Genomic DNA, 18,528 nt, shown 5'->3' with positions numbered 1-18,528 from the left:
AATGCAAAGCCTGACCCGCGATCTGGCCGACGAGGCCGCCACCGCCCGCTTGGGCGCCGCCCTGGCCGCCCTGGCCCGCCCCGGCGACATCATCGCCCTGCACGGGACTTTGGGCATGGGCAAAAGCACATTGGCGCGGGCCTTCATCCGCGCCCTGACCTCCGCCGCCGAGGAAGTGCCCAGCCCCACCTTCACCCTGGTCCAGATGTACGAAGGCCACAGCGGCGCTCTCTGGCATTTCGACCTTTACCGCCTGAACAAACCGGACGACGCCTTCGAATTGGGCATCGAGGATGCCTTCACCGATGGCATCAGCCTGCTGGAATGGCCGGAACGCCTGGGCCGGCTGATGCCGCGCGACCGTCTGGACATCACCTTGTCGCTGGACGCCGGCGCCACCGGCCGCCGGGCCGAGCTGGTTTCCCACACGCAATGGCACGACCGTCTGAAGGACTTGAAGGCATGAGTCACCGCCTGGATCTGTTGCAGGCTTTCCTCGGCGCCGCCGGCTGGGGCGCCGCCGAACGCGCCACCCTGGCCGGCGACGCCAGCTTCCGTCGCTATGACCGCTTGCGCCGGGGCGAGGAACGCGCCGTGCTGATGGATGCGCCGCCACCGCAAGAAGACGTGCGCCCCTTCATCCGCATCGCCCGCCAGCTTGAACGGCTGAACTATTCCGCCCCCCGCCTGCTGGCCGAGGACGTGGAAAACGGTTTCTTGCTGTTGGAGGATTTGGGCGATTCCACCTATACACGCTGCCTGGCCAATGGCGAGGACGAGGAAAAACTGTACGCCCTGGCCATGGATGTGCTGGCCGATTTGCACCAGCGCCCCCCAGCCGAGACCATCCCGGTCGGTACCCCCGCCTATGATGACGAACGCCTGCTGACCGAAGCCTGCCTGCTGACCGATTGGTACATGCCGGCGGTGCTGGGGGCCGATACCGACCCGGCGGCGCGGGCGGAATATTGCCGTTTGTGGCGCGATCTGTTCCCCATCGCCCGCGCCGTTCCCAACACCTTGGTCTTGCGCGATTTCCACGTCGACAATCTGATGCTGCTGGATCGCCCCGGCCTGGCCGCCTGCGGCCTGCTCGACTTTCAAGACGCGGTGGCCGGCCCGTTGACCTATGATCCCATGAGCCTGCTGGAAGATGCCCGCCGCGACATCGATCCGGCCATGATCGGACGGATGAAGGCGCGTTATCTCGCCCGCCTGCCGCAGGTGGAGGCCGAAGCTTTCGCCGCGTCATGGGCGGTGCTGGCGGCCCAACGCCATGCCAAGGTCATCGGCATCTTCACCCGTTTGTGCGAACGCGACGGCAAATCCGGCTATCTGATCCACATTCCCCGGCTCTGGCGTCTCCTCGAACAATCCCTGGCTCATCCCGCTTTGGCCGGGATCAAGCATTGGCTGGACATTCATATGCCACAGCGCCAGCGCACGGTGCCGACACCATGAGTTGCGCCCCCACCCACGCCATGGTCCTGGCCGCCGGCCTTGGCCTGCGCATGCGCCCGATCACCGCAACCATCCCCAAGCCACTGGTCGCGGTCGCCGGCCGCACCATGCTGGACCGGGCGCTCGATCACCTGGACCGGGCCGCCATCCCCCACAAAGTGGTCAACGCGCACTGGCTGCCGGAAAAAATCGCCGCCCATGTGGCCGGGCGCACCGATATCACCTTGTCGCTGGAAGCGGAATTGCTGGAAACCGGCGGCGGCGTCGCATTGGCTTTGCCGCTTTTGGGGACGGGGCCGTTCTATGTGGTCAATTCCGATATCATCTGGACCGATGGCGGTGGCGAAACGGCGTTGCGCCGGCTGGCGGCGCGGTGGGACGACCAGCGGATGGACGCGTTGCTGCTGATGCAGCGCACCACCACCGCCTTGGGCTATGATGGTCAGGGCGATTTCTTTTTGTCCGCCGACGGCGTCCCCAGCCGACGCGGCGCCCGCCCCGTCGCCCCCCTGCTGTTTTCCGGGGTCCAGATTTTGTCGCCGCGCCTTTTTCGTGACGCCCCGGCGGGAAAATTCTCGCTCAACCGGCTCTATGATCGCGCTTTAGAGGAAAACCGGCTGTTCGGCTTGGTCCATGATGGCCACTGGTATCATGTCGGCACCCCTGAAGCCCTGCCGGAAGTCGAGCAGGCCCTGGCCCAGGAACACCAACAGCCATGACCGGAACGGCCGCCGGTTCGGTTTTCACCATCGCCCCCGGTCAGGCCTTTGTCGACGTCCTGGCCGACCATCTGTTGCGTCAGGCCGACGGCGACCCGTTGCGGCTGGCCGAAGCGGTGGTGCTGCTGCCCAACCGCCGGGCCTGCCGGGCGCTAAAGGAAGCCTTTTTGCGGCTGTCGGGCGGCAAGCCCTTGCTGCTGCCGCGCCTCAAGCCGCTGGAGCCGGATCAAGACGACGTCGCCGACCTTGATCTGCTGTCGCCCGACGGCTTGGACCTGCCGCCGCCCATTCCCCCGATCGAGCGCCACCTGATCCTGACCCGGCTGGTCTTGCAGATGGGGGCTGGACGGGGCGGGCTGCCCCCCAGCCCCGATCAGGCGGCGCGGCTGGCGCGAGAATTGGGCGACCTGCTCGACAGCGTGCAGATCGAAGAAGTGTCGTTCGCCCATCTGGATGCCCTGGCCCCCGACGATTACGCCGCCCATTGGCAGATCACCATCGACTTCCTGAAAATCGTCACCGCCCATTGGCCGGCCCTGCTGGGCGGCCGCATCGACCATCAGGATTGGGTCAACCGGATACTGGATGCCCAGGCCGAACGCTGGCGCGCCCAGCCGCCCGATCATCCGGTGATCGTCGCCGGCTCCACCGGATCGCGTCCGGCCACCGCCCGGCTGATGGCCGCCATCGCCGCCCTGCCGACCGGCATGGTGGTGCTGCCCGGCCTGGACCTGCACATGGACGAGGCCTCGTGGCAATGCCTGGATGACAGCCATCCGCAATACGCCCTCAAGCACCTGCTGGCCCGCTTGGACGCGCCGCGCCGCGCCGTGGCCGAATTGTCGACCAAACCCGACCTGCGCGCCGCCCGTTCGGCCTTGTTGGCCGAGGCGTTGCGTCCGGCCGCCACCTGCGAGGCATGGCGGCATCTGCGCGATTTCCCCCAGGCGCTGACCGATGTCTCGCTGATCGACGCCCCCACCCCGCGCGAAGAAGCCGGGGCCATCGCCCTGGCCCTGCGCCAAGCCTTGGAGGTGGACGAGCAGACCGCCGCCCTGGTCACCCCCGACCGCGACCTCGCCCGTCGCGTCGCCGCCGAGTTGGAACGCTGGGACATCGCCATCGACGATTCCGCCGGCCGGCCGCTGGCGCTGACCGAACCCGGCGCCTTTGTCCGTCTGCTGGCCACGGCGGTGGCCGAGGAATTCACCCCGCACGCCGTTCTCGCCCTGGCCAAGCACCCGCTTGCCGCCGCCGGCCTGGACCCGGCCCGCTTCCGTGCCTTGGCCCGGCGGCTGGAAACGGCGAAGATATTGCGCGGCCCCCGCCCCGCCGCCGGCATCGGCGGCCTGCGCGCCGCCTGCGCCCGCGACCCGGCCCTGATCCAGTGGCTCGACAGCCTGGAAGCCGCCCTGGCCCCGTTCATCAGCCTGATGAAGGCCGAAACCGTGGCCTTGGCCGATCTGCTGCGCGCCCATATGGAAGCGGCCGAGGCCCTGGCCGCCGATCATCTGATCCCCGGCGCCGCCCGGCTGTGGCGGGGCGAAGCGGGGGAGGCGCTGGGCCGTTTCGCCGGCGATCTGGCCGAGGCCCTGGCCGCCATCGGCCCGATGTTCGCGCTGCTGCCGCCGCGTTTTTATCCGGCTTTGTTCGATGAATTGCTGTCGGGCAAGGTGGTTCGCCCCATCTGGGGCCGTCATCCCCGCCTGTTCATCTGGGGGCCGATGGAGGCCCGCCTGCAACATGCCGATCTGATGGTCTTGGCCGGCCTGAACGAAGGCACCTGGCCGGCCAAGGCCGACGCTGACCCGTGGATGAGCCGGCCCATGCGCAAGGCCTTTGGCCTGCCGTCGCCGGAACGGCGCATCGGCCAGATGGCCCACGATTTCGCCCAGGGTTTCGCCGCCCCGCGGGTTTTGCTCAGCCGCGCCGCCCGCGTCGAGGGCACGCCGACAGTGCCGTCACGCTGGCTGATGCGGCTGGATGCGGTGATGACCGCCCGCCATCTGGCCTTTGCCCAAGCGGAATGGGAATGGCTGGCCTGGCATGCCCTGCTGGACCGCCCCGACCAGCGCGCCCGCATTGACCGCCCCGCCCCGCGCCCGCCGGTGGCCGCGCGGCCCCGCCGGCTGTCGGTGACCGAGGTGGAAACCTGGATGCGCGATCCTTACGGCATCTATGCCAAGCACATCTTGGGATTGCGCGCCCTTGACCCCATCGACGCCGATCCCGGCGCCGCCGATTACGGCTCGCTGGTGCACAAGGCGGTCGAGAAATTCCTTGATGCCTATCCGCACCAAAACCTGCCCGACGACGCCGAGGCCAAATTGCTGGCCGTGGGCGAGGACGTGTTCGCCCAGGCGCTGGAACGCCCCGGCGTATGGGCGTTTTGGTGGCCGCGCTTTCGCGCCGTCGCCCGCTGGCTGGCCAGCCACGAACAACAACGCCGCCGCGACATCGCCGCCATCCACACCGAGATCAACGGCGAATTGGAGATGGAAGGGCCGGCCGGATCGTTCCTGCTGCAGGCCCGCGCCGACCGTATCGATGAACTCAAGGACGGCACCTTGGCCTTGATCGATTACAAGACCGGTCAACCGCCCAGCCCGAAAGAAGTCGCCGCCGGCTATGCCCCGCAATTGCCCCTGGAAGCGGCCATCGCCCGCTTTGGCGGCTTCGCCGGCATCGCCCCGGCGGCGGTGTCTCAGATGCTGTACTGGCGGTTGATGGGCGGCGTCCAGGGCGGCGAGGAAAAATCCGCCGGTCCCGATCCCCAGCGCCTGACCGACGAAGCCCTTGACGGCCTGTACGGCCTGATCGCCGCCTTTGATGACCCCAACACGCCCTATGAAGCCCGCCCCCATCCCGACCGGGCGCCGAAATATTCCGACTATCTGCATCTTGCGCGGGTCAAGGAATGGGCCGCCGCCGGGGAAGAGGACGGGGAATGAGCATGACCGCAATCCATGAGCTGATCGCCCATGCCACGCGCAAACAGCATGAAGCCGCCGATCCCGCCGCTTCGGTGTGGGTGGCGGCGTCGGCCGGCACCGGCAAGACCAAGGTGCTGACCGACCGGGTGCTCAACCTGCTGCTGGCCGGCAATGCTCCCCATAAATTGCTGTGCCTGACCTTTACCAAGGCGGCGGCGGCCGAGATGAGCAACCGCATCAACGGCAAACTGGCCGGTTGGGCCATCGCCGACGATGCCCCTCTGGCCAAGGCCCTGGCCGAATTGCTGGGCCGGCCGGCCACCGAGGCGGAAACCACCCGCGCCCGCCGGCTGTTCGCCCTGGTGCTGGACGCTCCCGGCGGCATGCATATCGAAACCATCCATGCCTTTTGCCAGTCGCTGCTGCGCCGCTTTCCGCTGGAAGCCGCCATCGCTCCGCACTTTCAGGTCATGGACGACCGCGATGCCGGCGAATTGCTGGAAGATGCCAAGGAAGAGGTGCTGATCGCCGCCCGCGGCGACACCGACCCGACCTTGGCCGCCGCCCTTGACGACATCACCCGCCACATCCACGAAACCGCCTTTCCAGAATTGCTGGCCGAACTGGCCAGCGATCGCGGCCGCCTGAAACGCCTGCTGGACCGTCACGGCGGGGTCGAGCCGACCATCGCCGACGCCCGCGGCAAATTGGGCCTGGAAGCGGGAGAGACGGCGTCAACAATCTTGGCCGCCGCCTGCGCCGAGGAGGCCTGCGCCGCCGAAACCTTGCGTCAGGCGGTGCCCATCTTGCTGGCCGGGGGCAAAAGCGACCAGGAAAAGGGCAACCGGCTGGCGGCATGGCTGGCCGATCCGGCCCGGCGCCAGGCGGGGTTTTCCGATTATTGCCTCAGCGTGCTGACCGCCAAAGGCGAAACCCGCACCAAGCTGGTCACCAATGCCCTGCGCGACGCCCATCCCTGGCTGGAACCGGCGCTGAACACCGAGGCCGAACGGCTGATCCGGGTCAATGCCCGGCTGAAATCGGCGCAGATCGCCCAATCGACCAGCGCCTTGCTGCGGCTGGGCCACGCCCTGCTGATCGCCTATGAGCGACGCAAACAGGGCCGCGCCCTGATGGATTACGACGATTTGATCCTGGCCGCCCGCGATCTGCTGGGCCGGCCCGGATTCGCCCCTTGGGTGCTGTACAAACTGGATGGCGGCATCGACCATGTGTTGATCGACGAAGCCCAAGACACCAATCCCGACCAATGGGCGGTGGTGGCGGCGCTGACCGAGGAATTCTTTACCGGCCTGGGGGCGCGGGAGCAAATGCGCACGGTGTTTGCCGTCGGCGACATCAAGCAAAGCATCTATTCATTCCAACGCGCCGACCCCAAGGCCTTTGACGACATGCGCCAGCGCTTCGCCGTTCATGTGCCCGCCGCCGACAAGCTCTGGCGGGAAATCCCGCTTAATCTGTCGTTCCGCTCGACCCGCGCCGTGCTGGACGCCGTCGATGCGGTCTTCGCCGGAACCGGACCGGGCCGCGACGGCGTCACCAGCGCCGACCCGCACCCCGAACATCTGGCCTTTCGCCTGGGCCAGGCCGGATTGGTGGAAGTGTGGCCCGCCGTCAAGCCCCGCCCGGCCGATGAAATTGCGGCATGGAAGCCGCCGATCGAGCGGCTGCGCGGCGATTCGCCCCGCACCCGGTTGGCCCGGCTGATCGCCCGGCGCATTGCCGCCATGATCGAAAGCGAAACCCTGGACAGCCAGAACCGCCCGGTGCGGGCCGGCGACGTCCTGGTTCTGGTGCGCCGGCGCGGCGGCTTTGTCGAGGATCTGGTCCGCGCCTTAAAAGAACTGAAAGTCCCGGTGGCCGGCGCCGACCGCATGGTGCTGACCGAGCAGATGGCGGTGATGGATCTGATGGCGTTGGGCAATTTCCTGCTGCTGCCGGAAGATGACTTGACCCTGGCCACCGTGCTCAAAGGTCCGCTGGTCGGCCTCAGCGAAGACGCGTTGTTCCAGCTGGCCTGGAATCGCGGCAAGGCCAATCTGTGGGAAACCCTGAAGGCCAAGGCCGGAACCGATAGCGCTTTCGGCCGGGCCGAGGATTATCTGTCGCGCCTGCTGGCCTTGGCCGATCGCCTGCCGCCCTTCGCCCTTTATGCCCATGTGCTGGGCAAGCTGGGCGGCAAGCGGGCGCTGTTGGCCCGCTTGGGGGCGGAAGCCGAAGACCCGCTGGACGAATTCATCGGCTTGGCCATGGCGTTCGAGCGCGGCCATCCGCCGTCGCTGCAAGGGTTTTTGCGCTGGCTGGAAAGCGGCGGCACCGAGATCAAGCGCGACCTGGAACAAGGTGGTCGCGACGCCGTCCGCATCATGACCGTGCATGGCTCGAAGGGATTGCAGGCCCCCATCGTCTTCCTGCCCGATACCTTGCAAATGCCGACCAAGGGTCCGCGCCTGCTGTGGACGGGAACGCCCGAGGACGAAATCCTGCTGTGGCCGCCCCGGGCCGAACTGGCCGACGAAACCTGCGAAACCGCCCGCGACGCCGCCAAGCTGGCGCGGGAACGCGAATATCGTCGCCTGCTCTATGTCGCCATGACCCGCGCCGAGGACCGCCTGTATGTATGCGGCTGGGAGACCCTGCGGGCAGCGCCGGCCGAATGCTGGTACAATCTGATCCGCAGCGGCCTTGCCCCCCAGGCGGCCGAGGTGGAAGACCCGTTCCTGGCGGCGGCCGGCGAAACCGACGACGCCACCGTGTTGCGGCTCAGCTGCCGGCAAGACCTCGCCGTCGAAGCCGAGACCGTCGCCGAGACACCGCGAATTCTGACCGAATTGCCGCTCTGGGCCGCCAGCGCCGCCCCGCCTGAACCGGCGCCGCCGCGCCCGCTGGCGCCGTCCAAGCCCGAGGGCGAGGAACCGCCGGTGCGGTCGCCATTGGCCGGCAGCGATGGATTGGCCCGTTTCCGCCGGGGCAAGCTGATCCATAAATTGCTGCAAATCCTGCCGGAACTGCCGCGCGACCGCCGAGCCCAAGCGGCCATTCGTTTCCTTAAGGGCAATGGCCAATTGGAAACCGCGACCGCCTTGGCCCTGGCCAACGAAGTCAGCGACATCTTGGATCATCCCAATTTCGCCCCGCTGTTCGCGCCAGGCAGCCGGGCCGAGGTTCCCATCGTCGGCCTGATCGGCGACCGCCGCGCCCTTTCGGGTCAGGTTGACCGGCTGGTGGTCACCGCGACCGAGGTGCTGGTGGTCGATTACAAGACCAACCGCCATCCCCCCGCCGCCGATGATGGTATTCCCGACATCTATGTGCGGCAGATGGCCGCCTATCGGCTGGCCCTGGCCTGTATCTATCCGCACCACCGCATCCGCTGCGCCCTGGTGTGGACCGACGGCCCGTCCTTGCGCGAGATTGATGCCGGTTTGCTCGACGACGCCTTGGCCGCCATGGTGGGCTAAACGCGAACGGCTTCACAAACTGAACCGAGTAGTTTAGTTTGTGGACATGGAAAAGCCCCTCACCCCCCGCTCGGCCGCCAAGCGTGCCGCCATGCTGGACGCCGCCCAGGCCTGTTTTCTGGAAAGCGGCTATACCAGCACCAGTGTCGATGAAGTGGCATCCCGGGCCGGGGTGTCCAAGGCGACCATTTATGCCCATTTCAACAGCAAGGATGACCTGTTCAGCGCCATCATCTGCCGGCGCTGCGATGATCAGGCCGAAGGATTGTCGTCGCTGAGCCTGCCGCCGGGCAACGACGCCCGCACGCTGTTGACCACCATTGCCCAGCGGCTGCTGGCCCTGTTCCTCAGCCCCCAGGTCATGGGCATCTATCGCATGGTCATCGCCGAAGCGCCGCGTCATCCCGAACTGGCCCGCATCTGGTACGAGGCCGGCCCCATGCGCGGCAAGACCCGGCTGGTGGAATTGTTCGAACAGATGAAGGCCCGCGGCTTGCTGACCTATGACGACGCCCCCCGCGTGGTCGACATCTTCGTCGGCACGCTGCGCGGCGAATGCTTTCACCGCGCCCTGATCGATTTGCCGCCCAACCCGATTTTTTCTCCCGATTCCACGGTCGCGGCGGCGGTGGATCTGATGTTGAAGGCCTGCGCCGCCAAAACCTGACCCCCTTTTTGCATCGTCACGTTTGCATCCCTTGACAGATGGCCCGGACCGGCCGACCTTTATGATGCAGTGCAGCATAAGGCCCCGCCATCATGTCGCCGCCCATCTTTACATTTCCGTGGGATGTTCCACCTTCGGTCACCACCTTGGCCCGCCGGCTGGGGCAGTGGATTCGCGGGACCGACGCGCCGCCGCCGCCGCTTTCGCCAATCCCCGTCTTGGCCGCCCCGCCCCCCTTGCCGCTGAGCGAAACCGAGCATGTCGTCGCCATCGCCCTGCAAGGCGGCGGAGCCCACGGCGCCTTTACCTGGGGGGTGCTGGACCGTCTGCTCGACGAACCATCCATCCGCTTCGATGCCGTTTCCGGCACCTCGGCCGGGGCGATGAACGCGGTGCTATTGGCCTCGGGGCTGATCTCCGGCGGCCGTCCCGGCGCTCAGGCGCTGTTGGCCGCTTTCTGGCGGCGCATCGCCGAAGCCGGCCGTCTCAGCCCGTTCCGCCGCACATGGTTCGATCATCTGGACGGCGGCTGGAGCCTGGACCGTTCCCCCTGGCTGGCATTCATGGATATGGCCCGCCAATTCGTTTCACCCTATCAGACCAATCCGCTGGGGCTCAATCCGTTGCAGGAAGTGCTGGATTCGCTGATCGACTTTCAGGCGCTGCGCGACCAGGACCGCATCGCCGTGCACGTGGCGGCCACCAATGTGCAAACCGGCCACCCCACCATCTTCACCACCGCTGAAATCGACGCCCGCCGGGTGATGGCCTCGGCGTGCCTGCCGTTCTTGTTCCAAGCGGTGGAAATCGACGGCATTCCCTATTGGGATGGCGGCTATACCAGCAATCCGCCGCTGCTGCCGCTGCTGAAATGCGGCTCGGCCGGCAATCTGGTGGTGGTGCCGATCAATCCACCGTTCCGCCCCGGCACCCCGCGCTCGGCCCGTGAGATTTTCAGCCGCATCAACGAAATCACCTTCAACGCCAGCCTGAACCACAATCTGGAAAGTCTGGCCCGCATCAACGCGCTGATCGACCAGGGCGAGATCGACCAAGCCACCTATCGCCGATTGAAACTGCATGTGATCGAATCCGACGACGAATTCCATCGTCTGGCCGCGTCGACCAAATTCAACACCGAATGGGATTTCCTGGTCTATCTGCGCGACCTGGGACGCCGCGCCGCCCAATCCTGGCTGGCGCGGCAACCATGGCCGGCTATTCCCCCGCCGCCGTAAAGGTCGCCCGCACCGGATGAGCCGGATAGACGCCCAAGATCCGCACCTCGTGGCTGAAGAATTCCAGTTCCTCCAGGGCGAGGCGCAGGTTGCGCTGGGCCGGATGGCCCTCGACGTCCATGTAGAACTGAGCCGCGACGAAGCCGCCGCCGACCAGATAGCTTTCCAGCTTGGTGATGTTGACGCCATTGGTGGCAAAACCGCCCAGCGCCTTGTACAGGGCGGCAGGCACATTGCGCACGCGAAAGACGAAGGTGGTGACGTTGGTCTGATTCGGATTGGGTTCCACCGCTTCACGCGCCAGCACGACGAAGCGGGTGGTGTTGTGCTCGGCGTCCTCGATATTCGCCTGCAAGGATTGCAGCCCGTAAATCTCGGCGGCCAGTTCCGAGGCGATGGCCGCCTTGGTCAGATCGCCCGACTTGGCCAACTCGGCCGCCGCCCCGGCGGTATCGGCGCCGACGATCACCGTCAACCCAAGCCGCCTAATCAGATTGCGGCACTGGCCCAAGGCATGGACGTGGCTTTCCACCGTCTTGATGGATTCAAGCGTCGCCCCCCTGGGCGCCAGCAGGTGATGGTTGATCCGTTCGAAATGCTCGCCGACGATGTGCAGGCCGGAATAAGGCAACAGGTGGTGCACGTCGGCCACCCGGCCCGCCAGGGTGTTGTCGATGGGGATCATCGCATAGCGGGCGCGGCCTTCGCGCACGGCGGAGAAGGCGTCTTCGAAGGTCGGACAGGCCAACGGGCCCATGGCCGGAAAGGCGGCGACGCAAGCCTTGTGCGAATAGGCCCCCGGCAGACCCTGGAAGGCGATGGAATTGTTGGCTTCGGTGGGCTTGGTCATGAATTCGGCTTCAACAGGGCGCGGGCGCGGTCAAGATCGGCGGGAGTATCGACACCCAGCGGAACAGTGTCAACCAGGGCGGCGTCGATCCGCATGCCGTTTTCCAAGGCGCGCAATTGTTCCAGCTTTTCCCGCTGTTCCAGCACGCCCTGCCGAAGGCCGACGAAGCGGCGCAAGGCATCGCGGCGATAGCCGTACAGACCGATGTGATGGTAATGCGGCCCTTCCCCCCATGGCGCGGTGGCGCGGGTGAAATACAACGCCCGCCCAATGCGGGATTGATCGGCGAACCCGACCACCGCCTTGACCACGTTGGGGTTGGTGCGCTCGTCCTCGACGCTGATTTCGGCCACCAATGTCGAGATATCGACGCCGGGATGAGCCAGCGGCTCGAACACGGCGCGGATAATCGCCGGATCGATGGTCGGCAAATCGCCTTGAACGTTGACCACGGCGCCGAACTGGCGTTCGGGATCGACCTTTTCCAAAGCTTCCCAGACCCGATCCGAGCCGGACGGATGATCCGGGTCGGTCAGCACGGCGGTGCCGCCATGGGCGATCACCGCCTCGGCGATCGCGGCATCGGCGGCAGCGACGACCACCGGCCCAATGCCGGCGGCCACCGCCCGACGCCACACATGCACGATCATCGGCGCGCCGTGAATATCGGCCAGCGGCTTGTTGGGCAGGCGAGAAGCGGGCAAGCGGGCGGGAATGATGACGATGGGGTTCAAGGCGGACATGGGCCGGCTCCGGCGACAAAGATGTGAATCCCACCATATAACGACGGCAACAAGGGTGAAACCGTCTTATCGGCTCTGGCATTGAGTACGGTTTCAAGCCAAACTTCGGCCACAGATCAGACCAGGAAACGCCATGACCGCCTGTCCCGCCGAATTCATCGCCCTGGCCCACCAACTGGCCGATGCCGCCCGTCCGGTCATCCGCCACTATTTCCGCACTCCGGTCGATGTCGACGACAAGGCCGACGCCAGCCCGGTGACTATCGCCGACCGCGAGGCGGAAACCGCCATGCGCCGCCTGATCATGGCCGCCTTTCCCGAACATGGCATCCTGGGCGAGGAACACGGCCGCCACAACACCGACGCCGAATACGTCTGGGTGCTGGACCCCATCGACGGCACCAAGGCCTTCATCACCGGCAAGCCCAGCTTTGGCACCCTGATCGCCCTGTGTCGTAACGGCGTCCCCATCCTGGGGGTTATTGATCAAGCGATCACCAATGAGCGCTGGATCGGCGGATCAGGTCACCCCACCAGCTTGAACGGTCAGCCGGTGCGCACGCGCGGCTGCGATGCGCTGGCCAAGGCTTACGCCTACACCACCGGGCCGGAATATTTCGACGACGCCACCCGGCCGGGCTGGGACCGCATCGCCGCCGCCGTCAAGCTGGCGCGCTATGGCTGTGATTGTTATGCCTATGCCTTGATCGCCACCGGCTTTGTCGATCTGGTCGCCGAGGCCGGTCTGAAACCCTATGATTACTGCGCCCTGGTCCCGGTGATCGAAAATGCCGGCGGCACGGTCAGCGATTGGCGGGGCGAGCCCGTCACCCTGCATTCCCCCGGCACCATCTGCGCCGCCGGCGATGCCCGCTTGCATGCGCAAGCCCTTGCGGTTTTGCGCGGATGAGGCAGGTTTTCGCCGTTTGCCTGCTGCTGCTGGCCGCCCCCTTCAGCGCTGTCCTGGCGGCCCCCCAGCACGGGCTGGCCATGCATGGCGGGCTGAAATATCCCGCCGATTTCACCCATTTCGATTACGTCAATCCTGCCGCCCCCAAGGGCGGCATCCTGCGGCTGGCCGATCAGGGGCCGTTCGATTCGCTCAACCCGTTCATCCCCAAGGGGCAAAGCCCCGATGGCGTTTCCCTGCCATTCGACACCTTGATGGAATCCGCCGCCGACGAACCTTTTTCCGAATACGGATTGATCGCCGAGACGGTGGAAACGCCGCCGGACCGTTCGTGGGTGATCTTTACCGTGCGCCCGCAGGCGCGCTGGCACGACGGCCAGCCGATCACCGCCGACGACGTGATCTTTTCCCTTGATATCTTGCGGACCAAGGGCGCGCCCCATTACCGCTTTTATTACGCCGGGGTGGACCGGGTGGAAAAGCTGGGCGAGCGGCGGGTCAAATTCACCTTCAAGCCCGGCGACAACCGCGAGCTCCCGCTGATCTTGGGGCAATTGCCGGTGCTGCCCAAGCATTACTGGCAAGACAAAGCCTTTGACGAAACCACATTGACGCCGCCCCTGGGCAGCGGCCCCTATCGCATCGCCGCCTTCGAACCCGGTCGCTTCATCACCTATGAACGGGTCAAGGATTACTGGGCCAAGGATCTGCCGACGCAAAAAGGCCGCTATAATTTCGACACCATCCGCTATGACGTCTATCGCGACGGCACCGTCGCGTTGGAAGCGCTGAAAGCCGGCGAATACGATCTGCGGCTGGAAAATGAAGCGAAAAAATGGGCCACCGGTTACGCCAATTGGGACGCGGTGAAAAATGGCGGCGCGGTGCTGCGGGAATTCCGCCACAACCTGCCCTCGGGCATGCAGGGATATGTCTTCAATCTGCGCCGCCCCCTGTTCACCGATATACGGGTGCGCGAAGCGTTGGCCCAGGCCTTTGATTTCGAATGGACCAACCGCAACCTGTTTTATGGCCAGTACACCCGCACCAATTCCTATTTCGACAATTCCGAACTGGCCGGCAAGGGTCTGCCCGACGCCGCGGAACTGAAATTGCTGGAACCTTTGCGGGCGCAAGTGCCGCCGTCTGTGTTCACCCGCGCATACGAAAGCCCGGTCACCGACCCGGATTTGGGCAACCGCCCCAATTTACGCCGGGCCATGGCCTTGTTGGAACAAGCCGGCTGGCAGGTGGTCGATGGCCGGCTGGTCAATGCCGACGGCCAGCAATTCCGCTTTGAAATCCTGCTCAGTTCGCCGGCCTTCGAACGGGTTTCCCTGCCGTTTGCCCACAATCTGAAACGCCTGGGCATCGACGCCACCGTCCGCACCGTCGATCCCACCCAATACGTCAACCGGGTGCGCGCCTTTGACTTCGACATGATCGTCCAGGTCTGGGGCCAGTCGCTGTCGCCGGGCAACGAGCAAAGCATGTACTGGACCAGCGATGCCGCCGACCAGCCGGGCAGCCGCAATATGGGCGGCATCCGCAACCCGGCGGTGGACGCCTTGGTCGACAAGGTCATCGCCGCCCCCGACCGCGTCGCCTTGGTGGCGGCGACCCGCGCCCTGGATCGGGTCTTGCTGTGGAACTGGTATGTCATCCCGCAATGGCATTCGCCGGTGATCCGCGTCGCCCTGTGGGACAAGTTCGGCCAACCCGACACCATCCCCCTGCAAGGCTGGCAAATGTTCGCCCTGTGGGCCAAAAGCGCGGAGGTGAAATAACATGCTGGCTTACGCGCTTCGCCGCCTGCTGCTGATGCCGCTGACCCTGCTGGGGATCATGCTGATCAATTTCGCCATCGCCCAGATGGCCCCCGGCGGCCCGGTCGAACAATTGATCGCCCGGATCGAAGGTCAAGCCGGGTCCACCACCCAACGCATCAGCGGCGCCGGCGGCGGCGAGGTTCAAGCGGTGCGCCAGCAATCGGGGGCCTATCGCGGCGCCCAAGGCCTGGACCCCAAATTCATCGCCGAAATCGAAAAGCAATTCGGCTTCGACAAGCCGGCGCATGAACGCTTTATCACCATGATCGGCAATTACCTGCGCTTTGATTTCGGCAAAAGCTTTTACCGCGATGTTTCGGTCATCGACCTGATCTTGGAAAAGATGCCGGTCTCCATCTCGCTGGGATTGTGGAGCACCTTGATCATCTATCTGGTGTCCATCCCGCTGGGCATCGCCAAGGCCCGCCGCGACGGCTCCGGTTTCGATATCGCCACCTCGTGGGCGGTGATCATCGGCTATGCCGTGCCCGGTTTTTTGTTCGCCATCTTGCTCATCGTCGTCTTTGCCGGCGGTCGGTATCTGGCGTGGTTTCCGCTGCGCGGCCTGACCTCGGTGGATTTCCAATCCCTGTCCTGGGCCGGCAAGGCGATGGATTATCTGTGGCATCTGACCCTGCCGGTCACCGCCTTGGTGATCGGCGGCTTCGCCAGTCTGGTGATGCTGACCAAGAACTCGTTCCTGGAAGAAATCGGCAAGCAATACGTCATCACCGCCCGCGCCAAGGGGCTTAGCGACACTCAGGTGCTGTACCGCCACGTGTTCAGGAACGCCATGCTGCTGGTCATCGCCGGCTTTCCCGCCGCCCTGGTCGGCATCTTGTTCGCCGGCAGCATCCTGGTCGAGATCATCTTTTCCCTGGACGGCATCGGCCTGTTGGGCTTCGAGGCGGTCACCAACCGCGATTACCCGGTGATGTTCGGCACCCTTTACATGTTCAGCCTGCTGGGGCTGGTGCTGAACCTGATCAGCGACCTGACCTATCACTATGTCGATCCGCGCATCGACTTTTCCAGCCGCAAGGTCTGAGCCATGACTCCGCTTGCCCGCCGCCGCCTGGACGCCTTTCGCCGCAATCGCCGCGGCTGGGTTTCGTTGTGGATCTTCCTGGCGCTGTTCGCCATCACCTTGGCGGCCGAGTTGGTCGCCAACGACCGCCCCATCGTCGTCCGCTATGACGACGCATGGTATTTCCCCATCCTCCGCAATTACCCGGAAACCACCTTCGGCGGCGATTTCAAGACCTGGGCCGAATACCGCGACCCCTATGTCGCCGCCAAGATCGCCGAAAAGGGCTGGGCGCTGTGGCCGGTCATCCGCTTCGCCGACGACACCATCAATTACGACCGCATCCGCCCGCACCCGGCGCCGCCCGATGGCGAAAATCTGTTGGGCACCGATGACCAGGGCCGCGACGTTCTCGCCCGGCTGATCTATGGCCTGCGGCTGTCCTTGCTGTTCGGCCTGTCGCTGACCGTGGTCAGCACGGTGATCGGCATCGGCGCCGGCGCCGTGCAGGGCTATTTCGGCGGCAAGATCGACATGGTCGGCCAGCGTTTCTTGGAAATTTGGGGCGGGTTGCCGCAACTCTTGATCCTGATCATCGTCGCCTCGATGATCGCGCCGGGATTTTGGACCTTGCTGGCGGTGCTGGTGCTGTTTTCCTGGACCTCGTTGGTCGGTGTCGTCCGCGCCGAATTCCTGCGCGCCCGCAATTTCGATTATGTCCGCGCCGCCAAGGCGCTGGGCATGGATGACGGCCGCATCATGATCCGTCATGTGCTGCCCAACGCCATGGTCGCGACCTTGACCTTCATGCCATTCATCTTGAACGGCTCCATCGTCTCGCTGACCGCCCTGGATTTCCTTGGCCTTGGCTTGCCGCCCGGCTCGCCGTCCCTGGGGGAGTTGCTGGCCCAGGGCAAGGCCAATCTGCACGCCCCCTGGCTGGGGGTGACCGGTTTCATCGTGGTGGCGGCGTTGCTGTCCTTGCTGATCTTCGTCGGCGAGGCGGTGCGCGATGCCTTTGACCCCAGGAAGAACGCATGACCGATATCTTGCTGTCCGTGGACAATCTTGCCGTCAGCTTCGGGCACGGCCCCGACCGGGTCGATGCGGTCAAGGGCGTCAGCTTTACCCTGGATCGCGGCCACACCCTGGCGCTGGTCGGCGAATCGGGCTCGGGCAAGTCGGTTACCGCCTTGTCCATCTTGCAATTGCTGCCCTATCCCCATGCCCATCACCCTTCGGGCCACATCGTGCTGGACGGCCAGGAATTGCTGGGGGCGCCGGAACCAGCCTTGCGCGCCGTGCGCGGCAACCGCATCGCCATGGTCTTCCAAGAGCCGATGACGTCCTTGAACCCGCTGCATTCCATCGCCACCCAGGTGGGCGAGGTGCTGGAAATCCACAAAGGCTTACGCGGCGCCGCCAAGCGTGACCGCGTGCTGGAACTGCTGAGGCTGGTCGGCATTCCGCAACCGGAAAAGCGCCTGGATGCCTTGCCGCATGAATTGTCGGGCGGCCAGCGTCAGCGGGTGATGATCGCCATGGCCCTGGCCAACGAGCCCGACATTCTGATCGCCGACGAACCGACCACGGCGCTGGATGTGACCATCCAGGCCCAGATCCTGAAATTGCTGAAGGATTTACAACGACGCCTGGGCATGGCCCTGCTGTTCATCACCCATGATCTGGGGATCGTCCGCAAGATGGCCGACCATGTCTGCGTCATGCATCAGGGGCGGGTGGTCGAAGCCGGACTGACCGAAGACATTTTCGTCCGCCCCGCCCATCCCTATACGCAAAAGCTGCTGGCGGCCGAGCCAAAGGGCAAGCCGGTCAATGCCGCCGCCGATGCCCCGATCGTGATGGAATGCACCGATCTCAAGGTTTGGTTCGCCATCAAAAGCGGATTGTGGCGACGCACCAGCGGCCATATCAAGGCCGTCGATGGCATCTCCGCCGCAATTCGGCGCGGCCACACCTTGGGGGTGGTGGGGGAATCGGGATCGGGCAAGACGACGCTGGGGCTGGCGCTGTTGCGGTTGTTGGAATCGCATGGCGAGATCAATTTTGCCGGTCAACCGATCCAAAGCCTAAGCCCGGCGGAATTACGCCCGCACCGCCGTCACATGCAGATGGTGTTTCAGGACCCTTACGGCTCGCTGTCGCCGCGGCTGTCGGTGGGCCAAATCATCGGCGAGGGGCTTGAGGTCCACAAGATCGGCGCCAGCGCCAATGAACGCCGCGCCCTGATCGCCGATTCCCTGCGCGAGGTCGGCCTGGACCCTGACACCCAAGAACGTTATCCGCACGAATTTTCCGGCGGTCAGCGCCAACGCATCGCCATCGCCCGCGCCTTGGTGCTCAAGCCGCAACTGATCGTGCTGGACGAACCGACCAGCGCCCTGGACGTCTCGGTTCAGGCGCAGATCGTCGATTTGCTGCGCGACATCCAAAGCCGCCACCGCATCGCCTATCTGTTCATCAGTCACGATTTGCGCGTGGTTCGTGCCCTGGCCGACGAGGTGATGGTGATGAAAGACGGTCGTGTGGTTGAACACGGCGCCGCCGAAACCATCTTCACCAATCCGCAGCAAAGCTATACCAAGGCGCTGATGGCGGCGGCGTTCCGGATGGAAGCCATCGAAGGCTGAGGGCGGCGGTCGTTTGGC

At 65.3% G+C, this 18,528-nt stretch carries 14 protein-coding genes; 12 read left to right on the top strand and 2 right to left on the bottom strand.

What is annotated here, in order from left to right:
• Position 1 precedes the first annotated feature (1 nt).
• The 7 genes from tsaE (at position 2) to KEC16_RS11655 (ending at position 10,500) form a co-directional block, all read left to right on the top strand.
• Positions 2-466: a tRNA (adenosine(37)-N6)-threonylcarbamoyltransferase complex ATPase subunit type 1 TsaE gene (tsaE, locus tag KEC16_RS11685; RefSeq protein WP_211549067.1), complete on the top strand. Its 465-nt coding sequence runs from the start codon at positions 2-4 to the stop codon at positions 464-466.
• A complete protein-coding gene (locus KEC16_RS11680) occupies positions 463-1,461 on the top strand; it encodes an aminoglycoside phosphotransferase family protein (protein WP_211549065.1) in 999 nt (332 codons plus the stop codon). Before tsaE ends, KEC16_RS11680 begins: the two co-directional genes overlap by 4 nt.
• Positions 1,458-2,180 carry a nucleotidyltransferase family protein gene (locus KEC16_RS11675; RefSeq protein ID WP_211549063.1) on the top strand — a complete coding sequence of 241 codons (723 nt, stop codon included), beginning with the start codon at positions 1,458-1,460 and terminating at the stop codon, positions 2,178-2,180. The genes KEC16_RS11680 and KEC16_RS11675 overlap by 4 nt, the downstream gene beginning before the upstream one ends.
• Positions 2,177-5,131: a double-strand break repair protein AddB gene (gene addB, locus KEC16_RS11670; RefSeq protein WP_211549061.1), complete on the top strand. Its 2,955-nt coding sequence runs from the start codon at positions 2,177-2,179 to the stop codon at positions 5,129-5,131. Before KEC16_RS11675 ends, addB begins: the two co-directional genes overlap by 4 nt.
• 2 nt (positions 5,132-5,133) lie before the next feature.
• Positions 5,134-8,595, top strand: coding sequence for a double-strand break repair helicase AddA (gene addA, locus KEC16_RS11665; protein WP_211549059.1), 3,462 nt, complete (start codon positions 5,134-5,136; stop codon positions 8,593-8,595).
• Positions 8,596-8,641: 46 nt separating this feature from the next.
• Positions 8,642-9,262 (top strand): TetR/AcrR family transcriptional regulator, encoded by a 621-nt coding sequence (locus KEC16_RS11660; protein WP_211549057.1) that lies wholly within the window; start codon positions 8,642-8,644, stop codon positions 9,260-9,262.
• 92 nt (positions 9,263-9,354) lie between these two features.
• Positions 9,355-10,500: a patatin-like phospholipase family protein gene (locus tag KEC16_RS11655; RefSeq protein WP_211549055.1), complete on the top strand. Its 1,146-nt coding sequence runs from the start codon at positions 9,355-9,357 to the stop codon at positions 10,498-10,500.
• Here the strand turns inward: KEC16_RS11655 and KEC16_RS11650 are convergent.
• Together KEC16_RS11650 and KEC16_RS11645 are read right to left on the bottom strand one after the other, a co-directional pair.
• Entirely contained in the window at positions 10,481-11,350 is an 870-nt protein-coding gene (locus KEC16_RS11650) for a prephenate dehydratase (RefSeq protein WP_211549053.1), read from the bottom strand. The two genes, KEC16_RS11655 and KEC16_RS11650, sit on opposite strands and share 20 nt — an antisense overlap.
• Positions 11,347-12,093: a 3-deoxy-manno-octulosonate cytidylyltransferase gene (locus KEC16_RS11645; protein ID WP_211549051.1), complete on the bottom strand. Its 747-nt coding sequence runs from the start codon at positions 12,091-12,093 to the stop codon at positions 11,347-11,349. The genes KEC16_RS11650 and KEC16_RS11645 overlap by 4 nt, the downstream gene beginning before the upstream one ends.
• A 133-nt stretch (positions 12,094-12,226) precedes the next feature.
• Between KEC16_RS11645 and hisN the strand changes: the two genes are divergently transcribed.
• The 5 genes from hisN to KEC16_RS11620 are packed head-to-tail and all read left to right on the top strand — an operon-like array spanning position 12,227 to position 18,510.
• The gene (hisN, locus tag KEC16_RS11640) at positions 12,227-13,003 is read left to right on the top strand and encodes a histidinol-phosphatase (protein ID WP_211549049.1); all 777 of its coding nucleotides are present in this window, start codon (positions 12,227-12,229) and stop codon (positions 13,001-13,003) included.
• A complete protein-coding gene (locus tag KEC16_RS11635; RefSeq protein WP_211549047.1) occupies positions 13,000-14,790 on the top strand; it encodes an extracellular solute-binding protein in 1,791 nt (596 codons plus the stop codon). Before hisN ends, KEC16_RS11635 begins: the two co-directional genes overlap by 4 nt.
• 1 nt (position 14,791) lies before the next feature.
• Complete coding sequence (locus tag KEC16_RS11630; protein ID WP_211549045.1) at positions 14,792-15,880, top strand: microcin C ABC transporter permease YejB; 1,089 nt, start codon at positions 14,792-14,794, stop codon at positions 15,878-15,880.
• Positions 15,881-15,883: 3 nt separating this feature from the next.
• Positions 15,884-16,900 carry an ABC transporter permease gene (locus tag KEC16_RS11625; protein ID WP_211549043.1) on the top strand — a complete coding sequence of 339 codons (1,017 nt, stop codon included), beginning with the start codon at positions 15,884-15,886 and terminating at the stop codon, positions 16,898-16,900.
• Positions 16,897-18,510: an ABC transporter ATP-binding protein gene (locus KEC16_RS11620; protein ID WP_211549041.1), complete on the top strand. Its 1,614-nt coding sequence runs from the start codon at positions 16,897-16,899 to the stop codon at positions 18,508-18,510. The genes KEC16_RS11625 and KEC16_RS11620 overlap by 4 nt, the downstream gene beginning before the upstream one ends.
• Positions 18,511-18,528: the final 18 nt, after the last annotated feature.

This window comes from Magnetospirillum sulfuroxidans (assembly GCF_018224925.1).
Lineage (GTDB): Bacteria > Pseudomonadota > Alphaproteobacteria > Rhodospirillales > Magnetospirillaceae > Magnetospirillum > Magnetospirillum sulfuroxidans.
Note: the sequence above shows the minus strand (reverse complement) of the source record. Positions and strands in the feature narration are given on the sequence as shown.